Annotated in this window: 21 protein-coding genes; 15 read left to right on the forward strand and 6 right to left on the reverse strand. The window is 58.9% G+C overall.

The annotated features are described in order from the left end of the window. Positions 1 to 164: 164 nt before the first annotated feature. Positions 165 to 506 carry a hypothetical protein gene (locus KGB07_RS12260; protein WP_046041767.1) on the forward strand — a complete coding sequence of 114 codons (342 nt, stop codon included), beginning with the start codon at positions 165 to 167 and terminating at the stop codon, positions 504 to 506. Positions 507 to 512: 6 nt separating this feature from the next. Here the strand turns inward: KGB07_RS12260 and KGB07_RS12265 are convergent, their stop codons facing one another. Beyond that, on the reverse strand, positions 513 to 2342 hold the full coding sequence (locus KGB07_RS12265) for a hypothetical protein (RefSeq protein WP_223465515.1): 1830 nt from the start codon (positions 2340 to 2342) through the stop codon (positions 513 to 515). A 170-nt stretch (positions 2343 to 2512) separates the two neighbouring features. Between KGB07_RS12265 and KGB07_RS12270 the strand changes: the two genes are divergently transcribed. From KGB07_RS12270 to KGB07_RS12280, 3 genes are all read left to right on the forward strand, one after another. Next, complete coding sequence (locus tag KGB07_RS12270) at positions 2513 to 3001, forward strand: TIGR00645 family protein (protein WP_007990463.1); 489 nt, start codon at positions 2513 to 2515, stop codon at positions 2999 to 3001. A 131-nt stretch (positions 3002 to 3132) separates the two neighbouring features. Continuing rightward, positions 3133 to 3423, forward strand: a complete 291-nt coding sequence (locus tag KGB07_RS12275) for a DUF6482 family protein (protein ID WP_223465517.1) — start codon at positions 3133 to 3135, stop codon at positions 3421 to 3423. Positions 3424 to 3544: 121 nt separating this feature from the next. Continuing rightward, positions 3545 to 4162 carry an FKBP-type peptidyl-prolyl cis-trans isomerase gene (locus tag KGB07_RS12280; protein WP_008052058.1) on the forward strand — a complete coding sequence of 206 codons (618 nt, stop codon included), beginning with the start codon at positions 3545 to 3547 and terminating at the stop codon, positions 4160 to 4162. 133 nt (positions 4163 to 4295) lie between these two features. Here the strand turns inward: KGB07_RS12280 and KGB07_RS12285 are convergent, their stop codons facing one another. The 3 genes from KGB07_RS12285 to KGB07_RS12295 all read right to left on the reverse strand — a co-directional run bounded on the left by KGB07_RS12285 (position 4296) and on the right by KGB07_RS12295 (position 6200). Beyond that, positions 4296 to 4553 carry a hypothetical protein gene (locus KGB07_RS12285; RefSeq protein WP_223465518.1) on the reverse strand — a complete coding sequence of 86 codons (258 nt, stop codon included), beginning with the start codon at positions 4551 to 4553 and terminating at the stop codon, positions 4296 to 4298. A gap of 203 nt (positions 4554 to 4756) precedes the next feature. Beyond that, positions 4757 to 5098, reverse strand: a complete 342-nt coding sequence (locus tag KGB07_RS12290) for a zinc ribbon domain-containing protein YjdM (protein WP_020798653.1) — start codon at positions 5096 to 5098, stop codon at positions 4757 to 4759. Between the two features lie 133 nt (positions 5099 to 5231). Then, complete coding sequence (locus KGB07_RS12295; protein ID WP_008052062.1) at positions 5232 to 6200, reverse strand: polyprenyl synthetase family protein; 969 nt, start codon at positions 6198 to 6200, stop codon at positions 5232 to 5234. Between the two features lie 239 nt (positions 6201 to 6439). Between KGB07_RS12295 and rplU the strand changes: the two genes are divergently transcribed. The 5 genes from rplU (at position 6440) to KGB07_RS12320 (ending at position 10199) form a co-directional block, all read left to right on the forward strand. Then, positions 6440 to 6754 (forward strand): 50S ribosomal protein L21, encoded by a 315-nt coding sequence (gene rplU / locus KGB07_RS12300; protein ID WP_007950961.1) that lies wholly within the window; start codon positions 6440 to 6442, stop codon positions 6752 to 6754. A 35-nt stretch (positions 6755 to 6789) separates the two neighbouring features. Continuing rightward, positions 6790 to 7047, forward strand: a complete 258-nt coding sequence (gene rpmA / locus KGB07_RS12305; RefSeq protein ID WP_003281574.1) for a 50S ribosomal protein L27 — start codon at positions 6790 to 6792, stop codon at positions 7045 to 7047. A gap of 195 nt (positions 7048 to 7242) precedes the next feature. Continuing rightward, positions 7243 to 8466 (forward strand): Obg family GTPase CgtA, encoded by a 1224-nt coding sequence (cgtA, locus tag KGB07_RS12310; RefSeq protein WP_008052064.1) that lies wholly within the window; start codon positions 7243 to 7245, stop codon positions 8464 to 8466. A 137-nt stretch (positions 8467 to 8603) separates the two neighbouring features. After that, positions 8604 to 9722 (forward strand): glutamate 5-kinase, encoded by a 1119-nt coding sequence (gene proB, locus KGB07_RS12315; protein ID WP_046041771.1) that lies wholly within the window; start codon positions 8604 to 8606, stop codon positions 9720 to 9722. Positions 9723 to 9734: 12 nt separating this feature from the next. Beyond that, the gene (locus KGB07_RS12320; RefSeq protein WP_046041772.1) at positions 9735 to 10199 is read left to right on the forward strand and encodes a CreA family protein; all 465 of its coding nucleotides are present in this window, start codon (positions 9735 to 9737) and stop codon (positions 10197 to 10199) included. Between the two features lie 181 nt (positions 10200 to 10380). On the opposite strand, the gene rpsT is transcribed toward KGB07_RS12320, so the two are convergent. Then, positions 10381 to 10659 carry a 30S ribosomal protein S20 gene (gene rpsT, locus KGB07_RS12325; protein ID WP_007970922.1) on the reverse strand — a complete coding sequence of 93 codons (279 nt, stop codon included), beginning with the start codon at positions 10657 to 10659 and terminating at the stop codon, positions 10381 to 10383. A gap of 388 nt (positions 10660 to 11047) precedes the next feature. On the opposite strand from rpsT, the gene murJ reads away from it, so the two are divergent. From murJ to ispH, 6 genes are all read left to right on the forward strand, one after another. Continuing rightward, on the forward strand, positions 11048 to 12586 hold the full coding sequence (gene murJ / locus KGB07_RS12330) for a murein biosynthesis integral membrane protein MurJ (RefSeq protein ID WP_046041773.1): 1539 nt from the start codon (positions 11048 to 11050) through the stop codon (positions 12584 to 12586). Between the two features lie 129 nt (positions 12587 to 12715). After that, the gene (gene ribF, locus KGB07_RS12335; RefSeq protein ID WP_223465519.1) at positions 12716 to 13654 is read left to right on the forward strand and encodes a bifunctional riboflavin kinase/FAD synthetase; all 939 of its coding nucleotides are present in this window, start codon (positions 12716 to 12718) and stop codon (positions 13652 to 13654) included. A 13-nt stretch (positions 13655 to 13667) separates the two neighbouring features. Then, positions 13668 to 16499 (forward strand): isoleucine--tRNA ligase, encoded by a 2832-nt coding sequence (gene ileS / locus KGB07_RS12340; RefSeq protein ID WP_046041775.1) that lies wholly within the window; start codon positions 13668 to 13670, stop codon positions 16497 to 16499. Further along, a complete protein-coding gene (gene lspA / locus KGB07_RS12345; RefSeq protein ID WP_046041776.1) occupies positions 16492 to 17004 on the forward strand; it encodes a signal peptidase II in 513 nt (170 codons plus the stop codon). The genes ileS and lspA overlap by 8 nt, the downstream gene beginning before the upstream one ends. Then, positions 16997 to 17449, forward strand: coding sequence for an FKBP-type peptidyl-prolyl cis-trans isomerase (fkpB, locus tag KGB07_RS12350; protein ID WP_046041777.1), 453 nt, complete (start codon positions 16997 to 16999; stop codon positions 17447 to 17449). Before lspA ends, fkpB begins: the two co-directional genes overlap by 8 nt. A gap of 208 nt (positions 17450 to 17657) precedes the next feature. Next, positions 17658 to 18605: a 4-hydroxy-3-methylbut-2-enyl diphosphate reductase gene (gene ispH, locus KGB07_RS12355; protein WP_046041778.1), complete on the forward strand. Its 948-nt coding sequence runs from the start codon at positions 17658 to 17660 to the stop codon at positions 18603 to 18605. Here the strand turns inward: ispH and KGB07_RS12360 are convergent. Beyond that, a complete protein-coding gene (locus tag KGB07_RS12360; protein ID WP_046041779.1) occupies positions 18574 to 19113 on the reverse strand; it encodes a GspH/FimT family protein in 540 nt (179 codons plus the stop codon). The genes ispH and KGB07_RS12360 overlap by 32 nt on opposite strands. Positions 19114 to 19153: the final 40 nt, after the last annotated feature.

Consider the following 19153-nt stretch of genomic DNA (forward strand, 5'->3'; position numbering starts at 1 on the left):
GACGTCAATATTCACACTATGACCATTCGGCGCCTTTCGGTCTTGCTTCGGCCTGCAAGCCAGACTTTTCTTCTATTCTCTGCTCATGGATATCGACAGTAATCACAGGATCGAAACAGCCTTCCCATGGGGGCTGAATACCGGATCTACCGAGGGTCGCCGCCATGTCGCGCAACCTCTGTCTCACCCGTCAATGCCTGGGTCTTGTGACCCGTATCGAATGTTCCATCCGTCCATTGGCGGGAGATACGGGCATGTGGACTCTGCTGTTCGCCGCCGGAATGGCCGGTGAACAACCTTCGGCCATCAAGGCCCAAGGCCCGTTTCACGGTCCGTTCGTCGCTGAATCAATCCTCGACACCATCGTTGAAAGCCTGACCCTGCACGGCTACGAGTTGGCCGACGATCCGCAAATCTGGTGCCTGCACCTGCAAGCCCAACTGCGGGAAATCAACGGTGGTCGCTGCCGGAACATGGGCGGCTTCGAGTTTCACCCCGAGCACTGAGTGGCACTATTGATCAAGGCGCGTCATGTCGGCCTTGTCGAGTTTGACTTCGAAACCATATTGCACGGTGGCGAGGTCAGTGCGCTGGTAGGTTTCCAGGCGCTTAGGCTGCCCGTAGAAGTAATGCACGGCAAACTGCGCCGGACCCTGTGCGCTCGCGCGATGGCTGACCGATAGAATCTCCTTCAAGTAATTACCGCTGTCGTCCTTGGCGAAAAAACGCCAGTCCTGGGCGGGAAATGCCTTCAGGTCCACCACCAGTGCATTGTCTTTGAGCGCGAGGCCCTTGGGCAGTTGACGGGCTTCGACGGTTTGCTTGTCGACCGTGGCCAGGAACAGCGGCATCGAGCCCACCGCATAGGCCGGGGTTTGCGGAAACAGATTCAGATCGTAAGTGATGGTGCCGCGCAGGGGATCGATCTGGTACGCCTCAGGTGGCAGTTCGATCGGCTCGTCGCGTTTGCCAAGAGTGTCTTCGGTAAAGAAGCTCACCGGACTTTCACCAGGGTTGAACGATGTGCCCAGCAGTTCATCGTTGAAGGTACGCAGGTGAGTGAATTCGATTCGCGCGGCGCTGGGGTCGTCGACCGACTGACTGATGTTGACGTACTTTTTCAGTTCATCCTCACTCAGCGTTGCCCCTTTCAGCCAGCCCGCCGCCAGGTCGTCATAGACCACCACGGACAGGTTCAAGGGCTGGATGGACTTGTCCGTGGTATTGGCATCGAAGCGCCGGATTGGCAGGTCGAGGTCCTTTCGGGTGACCGTGACGGAGGAAAAATCCAGCAGGCTGACTTCGAGGGTTTCGATCGCCCCGTTGAAGTACACCTTCGAATAATGCCGCGCCTGCTGTTTCTCAAAGTTGCGTTGTTCTTCGTCGAGCTGTTTTTCCAGGGCCTCGCTCCAGTTCTTTTGCTGCTGCATCTTGGCCAGCTGCTGCTGATAGAAGGCAATTTGTACCGAGGTTTCGTTGATTGATCCGGCGCGCGCGATGAATTGCCCGGTGCTGTCCCTGGCCTGGACGATCAGCGGGTTGAGCGGCGTTTCACTGACTTCCGGGGCCAGCGGTGCGCTGTTGTTGTATTCGATTTCCGCGTAGTTGTTCGTCAATGCCAGCAGGGTGACGCTCAGGTTGTCATTGGTGCGGGTCTGGCCTACGTCCTTTTTCGTCAGGTCGAAGCTGTAGAGGCGGCGTGGCGCGATGACTTCGACCTTGCCTTGCAGGCTCACCGGTTGCGGTTGCTGCTTTTTGTCGATGTCGAGGCCTTCGATGAAGGGGTAGGCCACGGTCAGGTCATCGGGGTTGGTCAGGTTGGAGCTCGATGGGCTGAGCTGAATGCCAGGGTCGGTTTCCGACCATTCCGGCTGGAACGCAATCACTCGTTTGTTGCTTAGCGTGACCGACTGCCATTCCAGGCCATGGGGAAACAAAAACGCGGCAGGAACGCTGAAAGTGAAGGGGAACACTGGCTGCAGATCGGTCAGGTAGTCGGAACTGGAGTCCTTTTGCAGCACGAACAACCCGTTGATGTAGGTGTCGACCAGGGCCTGCGGACTCGGGTAGTGCTTGAGCATGGCGAGGGCGTCTTCGCCGTATTCGGTTTCCACCGGCTTGTTGTCGAGCTTGAGTTGCGCGCGTTCGAGCAGCAGCAGTGAGCCGCCCAACTCCGACACGGCATCCTTGAGCTTCGGATCCTGGATGGCGTCCAGCGACTTTTCGAACTGCGCGGTTTTTTCTTCGAGGCTGACCTGGCGTTTTTCGTCGCTGGGCGAGCAGCCGCTCAGCAGCAGCGCCAGGCAAATTCCGGCACTCGTCAAAGGCAATCGCACATCCATTTCCAGTCTTCCTGTCCGACATCACTGAGCAGTCAATGATTTGGACACTAGCAGAAAAACTTTGATACACAGGCGCAGGTGGCGGATTTTTCGACGGTTTCTGGCTGCTTCTGGGTATAGACGGGCGGCTGTTATACTCGCGGCCGTTTTTAGTCCACATGTGAGATTCAATGGAACGCTTTATCGAAAATACAATGTACGCCTCGCGCTGGCTGCTGGCGCCGATCTATTTCGGTCTGTCCCTCGGGCTGTTGGCGCTGGCACTGAAATTCTTCCAGGAAGTCTTCCACGTCATCCCGAACGTGTTTTCGATGGCCGAATCGGACTTGATCCTGGTGCTGCTGTCGCTGATCGACATGGCGCTGGTGGGCGGTTTGCTGGTGATGGTGATGATTTCCGGCTACGAGAACTTCGTCTCGCAACTGGACATCGACGACAGCAAGGAAAAGCTCAACTGGCTGGGTACCATGGACTCTTCGTCGCTGAAGATGAAGGTGGCCGCATCGATCGTGGCGATCTCGTCCATTCACCTGCTGCGCATCTTCATGGATGCCAAAAACGTCGATCCCGAGCATCTGCAGTGGTATGTGATCATCCACATGACCTTCGTGGTCTCGGCATTTGCCATGGGTTACCTGGATAAAGTCACCAAGCACTGATCCATTGCGGGCCCCATGAAACACGCCGCCCGTCTGTTGCAAAACAGACGGGCGGCGTCGTTTGTGGCTTGTGCTTTGAAGCGCCGAAGCCTATCCCTGTAAAGAGGCTCGCTACTGCGTGAGGTGCGCTCATGAACCTGCAAGAGTTGAATGCGTATGCCGTCGCCGGGAAGGTCGATGAGCTGAACCTGATCTCGATGGAGGGAGGCATCTACCTGCTGGAGGCGCGGATGCATGGCACGGCGTATCCCTTGAGCGATACGCACGGGCACATGATGAGCCTGCGTTCGGTGGAGCATGCCCGTGATGTGCTGCGCTCCTTTCCCAAGTTGCAGTTCAACCTCGTGCACACGGTCGTGCATGACGAAATGTGCGGTCTGGTTGCCGATGTGGAGGAAAACCTGAAGGTGCCGATCGCCTGAGGCCCCTCATCAATGGCATGACATCTGTGCTAGTCTGCTGGCCCTTTTGGTTCCGGGCGCTCCGGGACGCGCTGTGCACGCATGGCAAGTTCCCGAGCCGTCCGCACAGCGGAGCAGTGTCATGTCCGAAGTAAATCTGTCCACCGACGAAACCCGCGTCAGCTACGGTATTGGCCGTCAGCTGGGCGACCAACTGCGCGACAACCCGCCACCGGGCGTAAGCCTGGACGCGATCCTGGCCGGTCTGACCGACGCATTCGCCGGTAAGCCAAGCCGTGTGGGTCAGGAAGAAATGTCCGCCAGCTTCAAAGTCATCCGCGAAATCATGCAGGCCGAAGCTGCAGCCAAGGCTGAAGCGGCTGCTGGCGAAGGCTTGGCCTTCCTGGCTGAAAACGCCAAGCGTGACGGCATCACCACTCTGGCTTCCGGCCTGCAGTTCGAAGTGCTGACCGCTGGTGAAGGCGCCAAGCCATCCCGTGAAGATTCCGTGCGTACTCACTACCACGGCACCCTGATCGACGGCACTGTGTTCGACAGCTCCTACGAGCGCGGCGAGCCTGCAGAATTCCCGGTTGGCGGCGTGATCGCTGGCTGGACCGAAGCCCTGCAACTGATGAACGCCGGCAGCAAATGGCGCCTGTACGTGCCGAGCGAACTGGCTTACGGCGCTCAAGGCGTTGGCAGCATCCCGCCGCACAGCGTATTGGTGTTTGACGTCGAACTGCTCGACGTTCTGTAAGACCCGCTGACTTACCTGTAGGAGCGAGCTTGCTCGCGATGGGCGTTAACGATAACGCTGCCATTCTGAATGAACGCGATGTCTTCCAGTTCTTCGCGAGCAAGCTCGCTCCTACAGTGTTTTGCAGTGTCTCTCATGGATGAAACTTGCCATTGGGATCCGTCGTCGGGCGCAACGCCCGGGCATAGCAGAACAGAAACAGATTACGCACCAGTTCCTTGAGCACCACCGGTTCGCTGGAACTCAGGCCATTGAGGTCAAGATCACCCTGATCCTGCAGTTCGCTCAAGGCTTCCTCTTCAAGCACGGCACAGACTTCCCCGGTTTCCCGATGCAGGATCCTGAGGTAAGGGTGTGGGCGGTCCAGCCAGGCATCGATCAAATAAGTCATGGTTCTCATCTCCATTTAGGATTTGATGAGAATAATTCTTATTCATCAAATAGCAAGGACCTATTGGCGGTTTGCGCTTTTTTCCGGGTAAAGATTGCGTCAGGTCAAAACGACTGGCGTTTGGCTATTGCGAGGGTTTACTGGGTGAGACGGGGAGGGGGAGGCTCCATCCCACGCCGGGCGCGGGATGGAGAACAGCAGGCTCAGACTTTTCTGACGAACTCGGACTTGAGTTTCATCGGGCCGATGCCGTCGATCTTGCAATCGATGTCGTGATCGCCATCGCACAGGCGGATGTTCTTGACCTTGGTGCCGACCTTGACCACCAAAGACGTACCCTTGACCTTGAGGTCCTTGATCACGGTGATGGTGTCGCCGTCTTGCAGGACATTGCCGACCGAATCCTTTTTCACTGCGTCATCGGACACAGCTTCGGCTTCACCGCTGGCGGACCATTCGTGGGCGCACTCGGGGCAGATCAGCTGGGCGCCATCTTCATAGGTGTATTCGGAATTGCATTTTGGGCAGGGTGGCAACGTGCTCACTAAGGCTCCTTGGATTCAGGATCGCTAAAAAGCGCACATTGTATAGGGTTTTAGGCGGGAGAGGGCGCAATGCAGGAAAACCTGTGGGGAACAACCCTGTGGGAGCTTGCTCCCACAGGGTTTTGCAGTGTTGTCAGTGTGTACGCGCGACCGCGAATTCACTCAGTTCAACCAGTGCATCGCGGTACTCGCTGGCAGGCAGCGCTTCGAGGCACTTGATCGCGCGGGCCACATAGTCACGGGCCAGTTGCGCGGTGTACTCCAGCGAGCCCGAGGCTTCCACGGCTTCGCGGATGCTTTCCAGGTCTTCGATCCCGCCTTTCTGGATCGCCTTGCGCACCAGGGCGGCCTGTTCCGGCGTACCTTCGCGCATGGTGTAGATCAGCGGCAGGGTCGGCTTGCCTTCGGCCAGGTCGTCACCGACGTTCTTGCCCAGGGTTTCGGCGTCGCCTTTGTAGTCGAGCAGGTCGTCGACCAGCTGGAAGGCCACGCCCAGGTGATCACCGAATGTACGCAGGGCTTCGGCCTGTTCCGGCGAGGCCTGGCACAGGGCGGCGGCGCTGTGGGTCGAGGCTTCGAAGAGCATCGCGGTCTTGCCGCGGATGACTTCCATGTAGGTTTCTTCGGTGGTGCTGGCGTCACGCACCTTCGACAGCTGCAACACTTCGCCTTCGGCGATGATGCGCGTGGCTTGCGAAAGGATCTTCATCACCGGCATCGAACCCAGCTCGACCATCATTTCGAACGAGCGCGAATACAGGAAGTCGCCGACCAGTACGCTTGGCGCGTTGCCCCACATGGCGTTGGCGGTCGAGCGGCCACGGCGCATGCCGGACATGTCGACTACATCGTCATGCAGAAGGGTGGCGGTGTGCAGGAACTCGATGGTCGCGGCCAGCAGACGCAGCTCGTCGCCTTCGCGACCCAGGGCCTTGCCACACAGCAACACTAATAAAGGACGCAGGCGTTTGCCGCCGGCCGAGGTAATGTAATCACCGATTTTCGATACCAGCGGCACTCGAGAAGTCAGCTGCTTCTTGATGATGCCGTCGACGGCGCTAAAATCGTCCGCCACCGCGCGGTAGAAAGCTTGGGGTTGCATCAGCGACAGTCGCTCCAGAAGGGTTGCGCGGCATGCTAGGACCCACGCTTGCAGGTGTCAAGGCGCGATGGACGGCCCCTTGCAAGGCGCTCGTGCCTTGCGTACAATCGCGCACCCTGAACTTCCTGGGCAGCACCTGCCTTACGCAATTGCAAGCGGGCCTCCAGCCCCATGCAGCCATGCCAGCCAATACCTCTTCTTATAAAGAGCTGGGTGAGCAGGATTATCGGAGAAATACCATGTCTTATGCAGTAATCGTTACTGGCGGCAAGCAGTACAAAGTCGCCCCAGGTGAATACCTGAAGATCGAAAAACTGGAAGTCGCTACCGGCGAATCCGTTACCTTTGATCGCGTTCTGTTGGTTGCCAACGGTGACGACGTGAATATCGGCGCTCCAGTTGTTGCTGGCGCTACCGTTGTGGCTGAAGTGATCTCCCAAGGTCGTCACGATAAAGTCCGCATCATCAAGTTCCGTCGCCGTAAGCACCACATGAAGCGTATGGGCCACCGCCAGTGGTACACCGAGATCAAAATCACCGGTATTCAGGCTTAATTACAGCCTAATTCCTCACTAGGAGAATTGAACTCATGGCACACAAAAAAGCTGGTGGTAGTACCCGTAACGGTCGCGACTCAGAAGCCAAACGCCTTGGCGTGAAGATGTATGGCGGCCAGGCTATCAAAGCAGGCAACATCATCGTGCGTCAGCGCGGCACCCAATTCCACGCTGGCTACGGCGTTGGCATGGGTAAAGATCACACCCTCTTCGCTAAAGTCGAAGGCGTGATCAAGTTCGAAGTAAAAGGCGCCTTCGGTCGTCGTTACGTGAGCGTAGTCGCAGCTTAATTGCGCGATCGCTGGAAAAGCCCTGTCTCGCGACGGGGCTTTTTCGTTTGTGGGGTGAGTCTCTTGCAAAGCTGTTTGTATGGGCTGTCGGCGTACGATGTAGGTGTCGTGGTTTAGGGTCGCTGCGCTCATTTTTGCAAGAGTCTTATGTCTTGATTGTTTTTCGGCTCGTCCGTATGGCGAGAGGCGTTTGTTATGAAGTTTGTTGATGAAGTATCGATTCGCGTAAAGGCTGGTGATGGCGGCAATGGTGCCATGAGTTTCCGCCGGGAAAAATTTATCGAGAACGGTGGACCGAACGGCGGTGATGGCGGTGATGGCGGTTCCATCTACATGATGGCCGACGAAAACCTCAACACCCTGGTGGACTACCGTTACACCCGGCACTTCGATGCCGAGCGTGGCTCCAACGGCGGCAGCACCGACTGCACCGGCAAGAAGGGTGAAGACCTGATCCTGCGCGTTCCGGTCGGCACCACGGTGATCGACTCCGCGACTCAGGAAGTCATCGGCGACCTGACCAAGGCCGGTCAGAAGTTGATGGTGGTACAGGGCGGCTGGCACGGTCTGGGCAACACCCGTTTCAAATCCAGTACCAACCGTGCGCCGCGCCAGACCACTCCGGGCAAGCCGGGTGAGCAGCGCGACCTGAAGCTGGAAATGAAAGTACTGGCTGACGTCGGTCTGCTGGGCTTGCCGAACGCCGGTAAAAGTACATTTATCCGTTCGGTTTCGGCTGCCAAGCCGAAAGTTGCCGACTACCCGTTCACCACGCTGGTGCCAAACCTGGGTGTGGTCAGCGTCGATCGCTGGAAGAGCTTCGTCATTGCCGATATTCCGGGTCTGATCGAAGGCGCTTCCGAAGGTGCTGGCCTGGGCATTCGCTTCCTCAAGCACTTGGCGCGTACGCGTCTGCTGCTGCACCTCGTGGACATGGCGCCGCTGGATGACGCCAGTGCACCGGATGCCGCTGAAGTGATCGTCAACGAGCTGATCAAGTTCAGCCCGTCCCTGGCGGAACGTGATCGCTGGCTGGTCCTGAACAAGTGCGACCAGATCCTTGATGAAGAGCACGATGCTCGCGTCAAGGAAATCGTTGATCGCCTGGAATGGACTGGCCCGGTCTATGTGATCTCGGCCATCTCCAAGCTCGGGACCGAGCGTCTGTGCCACGACATCATGCGTTACATGGAAGATCGTGCTGATCGCCTGGCCAATGACCCGGCCTACAAGGAAGAGCTGGCCGATCTCGATCAGCGCATCGAAGATGAAGCTCGCGCGCAACTGCAGGCGCTGGATGACAAGCGTGCCCTGCGTCGTAGCGGCGTGAAGTCGGTCCACGACATCGGCGACGATGATTGGGACGAAGAAGATGTGGATGACGAAGACGGTCCGGAAATCATTTACGTGCGTGACTGATTCGTTGCGATAAACTTAAGCGCCGCTCAATCGAGCGGCGTTTTGGTATCTGGAAATCGATTGTTGGTCACGAATAACCACGAATAACGTCACGGGCAGTGCTAGGTCGCGCTGCCCTCAAGCTAAGGTTGAAGATGATGCGGAGCAAGGTGACAGGTGCGCAGCGTTGGGTCGTGAAGATCGGCAGCGCTTTGCTGACGGCGGACGGCAAAGGCCTGGATCGCGCGGCAATGGGTGTCTGGGTTGAGCAGATGGTGGCCTTGCATGAGGCGGGTGTCGAGCTGGTGCTGGTGTCCTCCGGGGCGGTGGCGGCCGGCATGAGCCGTTTGGGCTGGACCTCGCGACCCAGTGCGATGCACGAACTTCAGGCTGCCGCGGCAATCGGCCAGATGGGGTTGGTGCAGGCCTGGGAGTCGAGCTTTGCCGAGCATGGCCGGCATACCGCGCAGATTCTCCTGACTCACGACGACTTGTCCGATCGCAAGCGCTACCTGAATGCCCGCAGCACCTTGCGTGCGCTGGTCGAGCTGAAGGTCATTCCGGTGATCAACGAGAATGACACCGTGGTCACCGACGAAATCCGTTTTGGCGACAACGACACCCTGGCGGCGCTGGTGGCCAACCTGGTCGAGGCTGATTTGCTGGTGATCCTGACGGATCGCGATGGCATGTTCGACGCCGATCCGCGCAACAATCCGGATGCCCAGCTGATTTACGAGGCGCGCGCCGATGATCCGGCTCTCGATGCAGTGGCGGGTAGCACCGGTGGTGCGCTGGGGCGTGGTGGTATGCAGACCAAATTGCGTGCTGCGCGTCTGGCGGCTCGTTCCGGTGCTCACACCATCATCGTTGGTGGGCGCATCGAGCGTGTGCTGGATCGCCTCAAGGCGGGCGAGCGTATCGGCACCTTGCTGTCGCCGGAGCGCGGCATGCTGGCGGCGCGCAAGCAGTGGCTGGCCGGTCATCTGCAAACCCGTGGCACCCTGGTGCTGGATGCGGGAGCTGTAATCGCGTTGTCCGAGGGCAACAAGAGCTTGCTACCGGTTGGGGTCAAATTGGTGCAGGGCAGCTTCCGTCGCGGCGAGATGGTGGTCTGCGTAGCGCCGGACGGTCGTGAGATTGCCCGTGGCCTGGCCAACTACAGTGCGCTGGAAGCGCAAAAAATCATCGGTCAGTCGTCCGAGGCGATTGTCGGTCTGTTGGGTTACATGGCGGAGCCGGAGCTGGTTCACCGCGATAACCTGATCCTGGTCTGAAGGAATACCTGAATGCGCGTGGCAAAAGGATTGTTGGGGTTGCTGATGGCGATGCCGTTGCTGGCTTCGGCTGAAGAAATCGGTCAGGTGTCGACGGTGTTCAAGTTCGTCGGGCCGAATGACCGGATCGTGGTCGAGGCCTTTGATGATCCCAAGGTCGACGGCGTGACCTGCTATCTGTCGCGCGCCAAGACCGGTGGGGTGAAAGGCGGTCTTGGTTTGGCTGAGGATCGTGCCGAGGCGTCCATCGCTTGCCGGCAGGTCGGGCCCATCAGCTTCAAGGGTGAGCTCAAGGATGGCGACGAGGTGTTCAAGGAGCGCACGTCCCTGGTGTTCAAGACCATGCAGGTGGTGCGTTTCCTCGACAAGAAACGCAATACGCTGGTGTACCTGGTGTATAGCGATCGTCTGATTGAGGGTAGCCCGCAGAATGCGGTGACGGCGATTCCGATTTTGCCGTGGGCGCACGCCCAGTAATTTCACGCAAATCAAACTGTGGGAGCGAGCTTGCTCGCGATGACGGATTAATATTCAGCATCTACATTGGCTGGATATCCGCTATCGCGAGCAAGCTCGCTCCCACAGTTTTTTGTGTGTCCGTCAAATCGCAGGCAATAAAAAACCGACCCTGAGGTCGGTTTTTTAATGAACGAGTCGCTTAGGCAGCAGCGGCAACGTTCAGGGCCTTAACGTGGCCATTCAGGCGGCTCTTATGACGAGCGGCCTTGTTCTTGTGGATGATGCCTTTATCGGCCATACGGTCGATAACTGGCACAGCCAGAACGTAAGCAGCTTGAGCTTTGGCAGCGTCTTTTGCGTCGATGGCCTTAACTACATTCTTGATGTAGGTACGAACCATGGAACGCAGGCTGGCGTTGTGGCTGCGACGCTTCTCAGCCTGTTTTGCACGTTTTTTGGCGGAAGGTGAGTTGGCCACCGTCGAGCTCCTCGAAAGACTTTTTAGGAAATAGCAAACAAAATAGGCCGCGAATCATGCCGATGAGTTGAAGTCTTGTCAAGGGCGGAGGAAACGTTCCGCTAAGTGGTCGGTCCCGACCCCATGAAAACTACTGCGCTCGGTAATACTGCGTTGAAAACAGACTCGAAATGCTCATTGACGTTCGTCAACTCCGCTTTCTCGCCTGTTTTCGCCTTGTCTTGCCTTCGCTCGTCACGTTTTCATGAGGTCGGTGGCACAGAATATTTCTTTCCGGCGTGTGACCTGTAAACTCGCGAGCTTTGGCTCTGTGCTGTTGCGGCGCGGAGTATCGCATAAGTGGGCGCTTTATTCGCCTGCTGTTTATCGACAGGCACAAACTCTTTCAATGAATCTGCTCAAATCGTTGGCCGCCGTCAGCTCTATCACGATGCTTTCCCGGGTTCTGGGGTTTGTTCGTGACACCCTTATTGCGCGTACATTTGGCGCGGGAATGGCGACCGACGCCTTCTTTATCGCCTTCAAACTGCCAAATCTGCTGCGCCGGATTTTCGCCGAGGGGGCGTTTTCCCAGGCATTCGTGCCGATTCTTGCGGAATACAAAAGCCAGCAGGGTGAAGAGGCGACCCGCACCTTCATTGCCTATGTCTCGGGCCTGCTGACGCTGGTTCTGGCGCTGGTCACGGTGTTGGGCATGATCGCCGCACCCTGGGTCATCTGGGTGACGGCACCGGGATTCACCGATACCCCGGAAAAATTCGAGCTCACTTCCAACCTGTTGCGGGTGACCTTTCCTTACATATTGCTGATTTCCCTGTCGTCGCTGGCGGGTGCGATCCTCAACACCTGGAACCGTTTTTCGGTCCCGGCATTCGTGCCGACGCTGCTGAACGTCAGCATGATTATTTTTGCGTTGTTCCTGACACCATACTTCGATCCGCCGGTAATGGCGCTCGGCTGGGCGGTTCTGGTGGGCGGCCTGGCGCAGTTGCTCTATCAGCTGCCGCACCTGAAAAAGATCGGCATGCTGGTGCTGCCGCGCCTGAACCTGCGCGACAGCGGCGTCTGGCGGGTAATGAAGCAGATGCTGCCGGCGATTCTCGGGGTGTCGGTGAGCCAGATTTCGCTGATCATCAACACTATTTTCGCTTCGTTCCTGGTCGCAGGTTCCGTGTCCTGGATGTACTACGCCGACCGCTTGATGGAATTGCCGTCCGGCGTGCTGGGCGTGGCGTTGGGGACGATTCTGTTGCCGACCCTGGCCAAGACCTACGCCAACAAGGATCGTCACGAATACTCGCGCATCCTCGATTGGGGTCTGCGCCTGTGCTTCGTGCTGGTGCTGCCTTGCGCCTTGGCGCTGGGGATTCTGGCCGAGCCGTTGACGGTTTCGCTGTTCCAGTACGGTCAGTTCGATGCCCATGATGCGGCCATGACCCAGCGCGCGTTGATCGCCTATTCCGTCGGTTTGCTCGGGATTATCGTGATCAAAGTGCTGGCGCCGGGCTTTTATGCGCAACAAAACATCCGCACGCCGGTAAAAATCGCAATTTTCACGCTGGTCGTCACTCAGTTGTTCAACCTGTTGCTGATCGGTCCGCTGGCTCACGCGGGCCTGGCGCTCGCCATCAGCGCTGGCGCCTGCCTCAACGCGGGGTTGCTCTTCTATCAGCTGCGTAAACAGCAGATGTACCAGCCGCAACCGGGCTGGGCAAAGTTCGGCTTCAAGCTGGTGATAGCGGTAGGGGTGATGTCTGGCGTGTTGCTGGCCGGGATGCATTTCATGCCGGCCTGGGGTGAGGGGCAGATGCTTGAGCGTTTCCTGCGTCTGGGAGCCTTGGTAGTTGCCGGTGTGGTGGCTTATTTCGGCATGTTAGTGTTGATGGGCTTCCGTTTGCGCGACTTCAATCGCAAGACGCTGGGCTGAGGTTCTGGCCTCGATAAACACGGGCGAGCCGGCGGTTTTGTCGGCTCGATCACTTTGGGTTACGGTGTTGCCTGTCGTCGGCCGCCGGGTGTGGTTATAATCGACCACTTTATGAGCAAGAAGCGCGTTATGCAGCTGGTTCGAGGCCTCCACAATCTGCGCCCCCAGCATCGGGGCTGTGTCGCCACTATTGGCAACTTTGACGGTGTACACCGTGGCCACCAGGCTATCCTGGCGCGCCTGCGTGAGCGTGCGCTCGAGTTGGGCGTGCCCAGTTGCGTGGTGATTTTCGAGCCGCAGCCGCGGGAGTTCTTCGCTCCGGACACCGCGCCGGCCCGTCTGGCCCGCCTGCGGGACAAGCTGCAATTGTTGGCCGCCGAAGGCGTCGACCGTGTTCTGTGCCTGGCTTTCAACCAGCGCCTGAGCAAACTCAGCGCCAGTGAGTTCGTCGATACCATTCTGGTGGACGGCCTTGGCGTGCAGCATCTGGAGGTCGGTGACGACTTCCGTTTCGGCTGTGACCGCGCGGGAGATTTCGATTTCCTGCAACAGGCCGGCATCGTTCAGGGTTTTACCGTCGAAGCGGCGCAAACTGTCGAGCTCGATGGCATCCGGGTCAGCAGCACACAGGTCCGCAACGCCCTGGCCGCCGCGGATTTCGCCCTGGCCGAACGCCTGCTCGGGCGGCCGTACCGGATCGCCGGTCGCGTATTGCATGGCCAGAAGCTGGCCCGGCAGTTGGGTACACCCACCGCCAACATACAACTCAAGCGTCGTCGTGTGCCGTTCACCGGGGTTTACCTGGTGGATGTCGACATCGACGGCAAGACCTGGCCCGGCGTCGCCAACATTGGCGTACGGCCCACGGTTCAAGGTGATGGCAAAGCCCACCTGGAAGTGCATCTTTTAGATTTTGCCGGCGATCTGTATGACCGGCGTTTAACGGTGGTTTTCCACCACAAGCTGCGCGAAGAGCAGCGTTTCGCCTCTCTGGAGGCGTTGAAAACGGCGATCAACGCGGATGTCGCCGCCGCCCGTGCACTAGCCGCACCTAGCGCCCATCGCTAATGAAGAGCCTTAAATGACCGACTATAAAGCCACGCTAAACCTTCCGGACACCGCCTTCCCAATGAAGGCCGGCCTGCCACAGCGCGAACCGCAGATCCTGCAGCGCTGGGACAGTATTGGCCTGTACGGAAAGTTGCGCGAGATTGGCAAGGATCGTCCGAAGTTCGTATTGCACGACGGCCCTCCGTACGCCAACGGCTCGATTCACATCGGTCATGCGCTGAACAAGATTCTCAAGGACATGATCATCCGTTCGAAGACCCTGTCGGGCTTCGACGCGCCTTATGTTCCGGGCTGGGACTGCCACGGCCTGCCGATCGAGCACAAGGTCGAAGTGACCCACGGCAAGAACCTGGGCGCGGACAAGACCCGCGAACTGTGCCGGGCCTACGCCACCGAGCAGATCGAAGGGCAGAAGTCCGAGTTCATCCGCCTCGGCGTGCTGGGCGACTTCGCCAATCCGTACAAGACCATGGACTTCAAGAACGAGGCCGGTGAAATCCGTGCCTTGGCCGAAATCGTCAAGGGCGGTTTCGTGTTCAAGGGCTTGAAGCCTGTGAACTGGTGCTTTGACTGCGGTTCGGCCCTGGCCGAAGCGGAAGTCGAGTACGAGAACAAGAAGTCCTCGACCATCGACGTAGCCTTCCCGATTGCCGATGAAGCCCAACTGGCTGCCGCCTTCGGCCTGCCATCGCTGGCCAAGCCTGCCTCGATCGTGATCTGGACCACCACCCCGTGGACCATCCCGGCCAACCAGGCGCTGAACGTCCACCCGGAATTCAACTACGCCCTGGTCGATGTCGGCGACAAGCTGCTGGTACTGGCTGAAGAACTGGTCGAGTCGTGCCTGGCGCGCTACTCGCTGGAAGGCTCGGTCATTGCGACCACCACCGGTAAAGCGCTGGAACTGATCAACTTCCGTCACCCGTTCTACGACCGCCTATCGCCGGTTTACCTGGCTGACTATGTTGAACTGGGCGCTGGCACCGGTGTGGTTCACTCCGCTCCGGCCTATGGCGTGGACGACTTCGTGACCTGCAAGAAGTACGGCATGGTCAACGATGACATCCTCAATCCGGTCCAAAGCAACGGCGTGTACGCGACCTCGCTGGAATTCTTCGGCGGCCAGTTCATCTGGAAGGCCAACCCGGCCATCGTCGACAAGCTGACCGAAGTCGGTGCGCTGCTGCACACCACCATCATCGAACACAGCTACATGCACTGCTGGCGCCACAAGACCCCGCTGATCTATCGCGCCACTGCGCAGTGGTTTATCGGCATGGACAAGCAGCCGACCACCGGCGACACCCTGCGCCAGCGATCGCTCAAAGCCATCGAAGAGACCCAGTTCGTTCCGGCCTGGGGCCAGGCGCGCCTGCACTCGATGATCGCCAACCGTCCGGACTGGTGCATTTCCCGTCAGCGCAACTGGGGCGTGCCGATCCCGTTCTTCCTGAACAAGGAAAGCGGCGAACTGCACCCACGTACCGTCGAGCTGATGGAAGAAGTTGCCAAGCGCGTTGAAGGCGAAGGCATCGAAGCCTGGTTCAAGCTGGACGCCGCCGAACTGCTGGGCGATGAAGCACCGCAGTACGACAAGATCAGCGACACCCTGGACGTCTGGTTCGACTCGGGCACCACGCACTGGCACGTCCTGCGCGGTTCGCACCCGATGGGCCACGAAACCGGCCCGCGCGCCGACCTGTACCTGGAAGGCTCGGACCAACACCGTGGCTGGTTCCACTCGTCGCTGCTGACCGGTTGCGCCATCGACAACCACGCGCCGTATCGCGAGCTGCTGACTCACGGCTTCACGGTCGACGAGTCCGGCCGCAAGATGTCCAAGTCCCTGGGCAACGTGATCGCGCCACAGAAAGTCAACGACACCCTGGGCGCCGACATCATGCGTCTGTGGGTCGCTTCGACCGACTATTCGGGCGAAATGGCGGTTTCCGAGCAGATCCTGCAACGCAGTGCGGACGCCTACCGGCGTATCCGTAACACCGCGCGTTTCCTGCTTTCCAACCTGACCGGCTTCAACCCGGCCACCGACCTGCTGCCGGCCGAAGAAATGCTGGCGCTGGACCGTTGGGCCGTGGACCGTACCCTGCTGCTGCAACGCGAGCTGCAAGAGCACTACGGCGAATACCGCTTCTGGAACGTGTACTCGAAGATCCACAACTTCTGCGTGCAGGAATTGGGCGGCTTCTACCTCGACATCATCAAGGACCGTCAGTACACCACTGGCGCCGACAGCAAGGCCCGCCGTTCGTGCCAGACCGCGCTGTTCCACATCTCCGAGGCGCTGGTGCGCTGGATCGCGCCGATCCTGGCGTTCACCGCCGACGAACTGTGGCAATACCTGCCGGGCGAGCGTAACGAGTCCGTCATGCTCAATACCTGGTACGAAGGCCTGAGCGAACTGCCGGAAGGCATCGAGCTGGATCGCGCTTACTGGGACCGGATCATGGCGGTCAAGGTCGCGGTCAACAAGGAAATGGAAATCCAGCGCGCAGCCAAGGCTGTCGGTGGCAACCTGCAGGCCGAAGTGACGCTGTTCGCCGAAGACGCGCTGACCGCCGACCTGGCCAAACTGAGCAACGAACTGCGCTTCGTACTGATCACGTCGACCGCCAGTGTTGCGCCATTGGTGCAGGCACCGGCCGATGCCGTGGTCACCGAAGTCAGCGGCCTGAAGCTGAAGATCGTCAAGTCGAGCCACGCCAAGTGCGCCCGTTGCTGGCACTGCCGTGAAGACGTCGGCGTGAACCCGGAGCATCCGGAAATCTGCGGCCGTTGCGTGGACAACATCAGCGGCGCTGGCGAGGTCCGTCACTATGCCTAATGCCGTTGGCCGTTTCGGACGGCTGGGCTGGCTCTGGTTGAGTTTGCTGGTCCTGGTCATCGACCAGGCCAGCAAGTTCTACTTCGAAGGCAAGCTCCAGATGTACCAGCAGATCGTGATCATCCCCGATTACTTCAGCTGGACCCTGGCCTACAACACTGGCGCGGCGTTCAGCTTCCTGGCTGACAGCTCCGGCTGGCAGCGCTGGCTGTTCGCGTTGATCGCTGTCGTGGTCAGTGCGGTGCTGGTGGTGTGGCTCAAGCGTCTGGGGCGTAACGAGACCTGGCTGGCGGTTGCGCTGGCACTGGTGCTTGGCGGCGCGCTGGGCAATCTGTATGACCGCATTGCCCTGGGCCATGTGATCGATTTCATTCTGGTGCATTGGCAGAACCGCTGGTATTTCCCGGCGTTCAACTTTGCCGACAGTGCCATCACTGTTGGTGCCGTCATGCTGGCACTGGATATGTTCAAAAGTAAAAAGACCGGAGAAACCGTTCATGACTGAACAGGTATTGGCTGAGCAACGCATTGGCCAGAACACGGAAGTCACCTTGCATTTCGCATTGCGCCTGGAGAACGGCGACACGGTGGACAGCACCTTCGACAAGGCCCCAGCGACCTTCAAGGTCGGTGACGGCAACCTGTTGCCAGGTTTCGAAGCGGCGCTGTTTGGCTTCAAGGCCGGTGACAAGCGTACGCTGAACATCGCGCCGGAAAACGCTTTCGGCCAGCCGAACCCGCAAAACGTGCAGATCATCCCGCGCTCCCAGTTCCAGGACATGGAACTGTCGCCTGGCTTGCTGGTGATCTTCAACGATGCGGCCAATACTGAATTGCCGGGCGTGGTCAAAGAGTTCGATGACGCGCAAGTGACCATCGACTTCAACCACCCGCTGGCGGGCAAGACGTTGACCTTTGACGTGGAAATCATTTCCGTCAAAGGGATCTAAGGCATTACGGGGGCAGCTTCTGTTGCCACCGGACCCTGTGGGAGCGAGCTTGCTCGCGATGAGGGTATGACAGTCGATATTGATGTTGACTGACACTGCGCTATCGCGAGCAAGCTCGCTCCCACAGGAAGTTTCACTGTTCTCGAACCTTGTGTTTGAGCAACAGGACCGCATTATTATTTCTTGCGCGCAAGACACGAGGCACAGCATGCAAATCAAACTCGCCAACCCCCGTGGCTTCTGCGCCGGTGTGGACCGGGCGATCGAAATCGTCAACCGCGCCCTGGAAGTCTTCGGGCCGCCGATCTATGTGCGCCACGAAGTGGTCCACAACAAATTTGTCGTCGAAGACCTGCGCTCCCGTGGTGCGATCTTCGTCGAAGAGCTGGATCAGGTGCCGGACGACGTCATTGTGATCTTCAGTGCCCACGGCGTTTCCCAGGCCGTGCGCAGCGAAGCGGCTGGCCGTGGGCTGAAAGTGTTCGACGCCACGTGCCCGCTGGTGACCAAAGTCCACATCGAAGTGGCGCGCTACAGCCGTGACGGCCGAGAGTGCATTCTCATCGGCCACGCCGGTCACCCGGAAGTCGAAGGCACCATGGGCCAGTACGATGCCGGCAATGGCGGCGCGATCTACCTGGTCGAAGACGAGAAGGATGTCGCGGCACTGCAGGTGAACAACCCTGAAAAGCTCGCCTTCGTGACCCAGACCACACTGTCGATGGACGATACCAGTCGCGTTATCGACGCCCTGCGTTCGCGCTTCCCGGCCATCGGTGGACCGCGCAAGGACGATATTTGCTACGCCACGCAAAACCGTCAGGATGCGGTCAAGCAACTGGCCGACGAGTGCGACGTGGTGCTGGTGGTCGGCAGCCCGAACAGCTCCAACTCCAATCGCTTGCGCGAATTGGCAGAACGCATGTCCACTCCGGCCTACCTGATCGACGGTGCCGAAGACCTGCAAAAGAGCTGGTTCGAAGGCGTCGAGCGTATCGGCATCACCGCTGGCGCATCCGCCCCGGAAGTCCTGGTGCGCGGCGTGATCGAGCAGTTGCAGGCCTGGGGTGCTACCGGCGCCGATGAACTGGCCGGTCGCGAGGAGAACATCACGTTCTCGATGCCTAAAGAACTGCGCGTTCGCTCGTTGCTCTAAAGTTATTCCTTTCTTCGCATAACGCCTGCTCAGCCTTGTCGTTGCGCAGGCTGACGCGACCGGTCCGTGCCAACACCACTTGATGTTGGCTCACCGGTTTGCGAACTGTGCAAATGTGTAGTGTCCCTCCAAACAGTGGCTCGCCCTGACCTCTGAATCGTATTGAGCTTTCGACCGTACTGTTCCCCACAATCGACAGGCGTGCGCCGCTCTGGCGTTCGGCCAGCAGTGGATTGTCGCTGTCCATCTCCCCTTTGCCGCTGATATCCAGAATGATCCGCCAGCCTTGGCTCCAGTCGCCATTGATGCCGTGAATCACCACGGCCTGGTTGCGGGTGATGGCTTCACTCCGGGCGGTGCGAATACCACTGAAAAGGGCCTGCGCCGCTTGCTGTCTTTGGTTCGACTCGATCAGCGTTGCGAACGCCGGACTGACCAGTTGCAGAACAATTCCTGCAATTGCCAGTCCCATGAGCAGTTCGATCAGGCTGAAGCCTTTTTGCCGCATGACATGGCCCTCCGTGGCGTGCTGTGGCTCGCGCAATCCC

The organism is Pseudomonas sp. GL-RE-26, assembly GCF_019956275.1.
Lineage (GTDB): Bacteria > Pseudomonadota > Gammaproteobacteria > Pseudomonadales > Pseudomonadaceae > Aquipseudomonas > Aquipseudomonas grandcourensis.

Bases quoted from the DNA above. Each gene is read 5' to 3' on its own strand.
- KGB07_RS12260 (WP_046041767.1), top strand. From the start codon at position 165: ATGTCGCGCAACCTCTGTCTCACCCGTCAATGCCTGGGTCTTGTGACC.
- KGB07_RS12265 (WP_223465515.1), bottom strand. From the start codon at position 2,342: ATGGATGTGCGATTGCCTTTGACGAGTGCCGGAATTTGCCTGGCGCTG.
- KGB07_RS12270 (WP_007990463.1), top strand. From the start codon at position 2,513: ATGGAACGCTTTATCGAAAATACAATGTACGCCTCGCGCTGGCTGCTG.
- KGB07_RS12275 (WP_223465517.1), top strand. From the start codon at position 3,133: ATGAACCTGCAAGAGTTGAATGCGTATGCCGTCGCCGGGAAGGTCGAT.
- KGB07_RS12280 (WP_008052058.1), top strand. From the start codon at position 3,545: ATGTCCGAAGTAAATCTGTCCACCGACGAAACCCGCGTCAGCTACGGT.
- KGB07_RS12285 (WP_223465518.1), bottom strand. From the start codon at position 4,553: ATGACTTATTTGATCGATGCCTGGCTGGACCGCCCACACCCTTACCTC.
- KGB07_RS12295 (WP_008052062.1), bottom strand. From the start codon at position 6,200: ATGCAACCCCAAGCTTTCTACCGCGCGGTGGCGGACGATTTTAGCGCC.
- rplU (WP_007950961.1), top strand. From the start codon at position 6,440: ATGTCTTATGCAGTAATCGTTACTGGCGGCAAGCAGTACAAAGTCGCC.
- rpmA (WP_003281574.1), top strand. From the start codon at position 6,790: ATGGCACACAAAAAAGCTGGTGGTAGTACCCGTAACGGTCGCGACTCA.
- cgtA (WP_008052064.1), top strand. From the start codon at position 7,243: ATGAAGTTTGTTGATGAAGTATCGATTCGCGTAAAGGCTGGTGATGGC.
- proB (WP_046041771.1), top strand. From the start codon at position 8,604: ATGCGGAGCAAGGTGACAGGTGCGCAGCGTTGGGTCGTGAAGATCGGC.
- KGB07_RS12320 (WP_046041772.1), top strand. From the start codon at position 9,735: ATGCGCGTGGCAAAAGGATTGTTGGGGTTGCTGATGGCGATGCCGTTG.
- murJ (WP_046041773.1), top strand. From the start codon at position 11,048: ATGAATCTGCTCAAATCGTTGGCCGCCGTCAGCTCTATCACGATGCTT.
- ribF (WP_223465519.1), top strand. From the start codon at position 12,716: ATGCAGCTGGTTCGAGGCCTCCACAATCTGCGCCCCCAGCATCGGGGC.
- ileS (WP_046041775.1), top strand. From the start codon at position 13,668: ATGACCGACTATAAAGCCACGCTAAACCTTCCGGACACCGCCTTCCCA.
- lspA (WP_046041776.1), top strand. From the start codon at position 16,492: ATGCCTAATGCCGTTGGCCGTTTCGGACGGCTGGGCTGGCTCTGGTTG.
- fkpB (WP_046041777.1), top strand. From the start codon at position 16,997: ATGACTGAACAGGTATTGGCTGAGCAACGCATTGGCCAGAACACGGAA.
- ispH (WP_046041778.1), top strand. From the start codon at position 17,658: ATGCAAATCAAACTCGCCAACCCCCGTGGCTTCTGCGCCGGTGTGGAC.
- KGB07_RS12360 (WP_046041779.1), bottom strand. From the start codon at position 19,113: ATGCGGCAAAAAGGCTTCAGCCTGATCGAACTGCTCATGGGACTGGCA.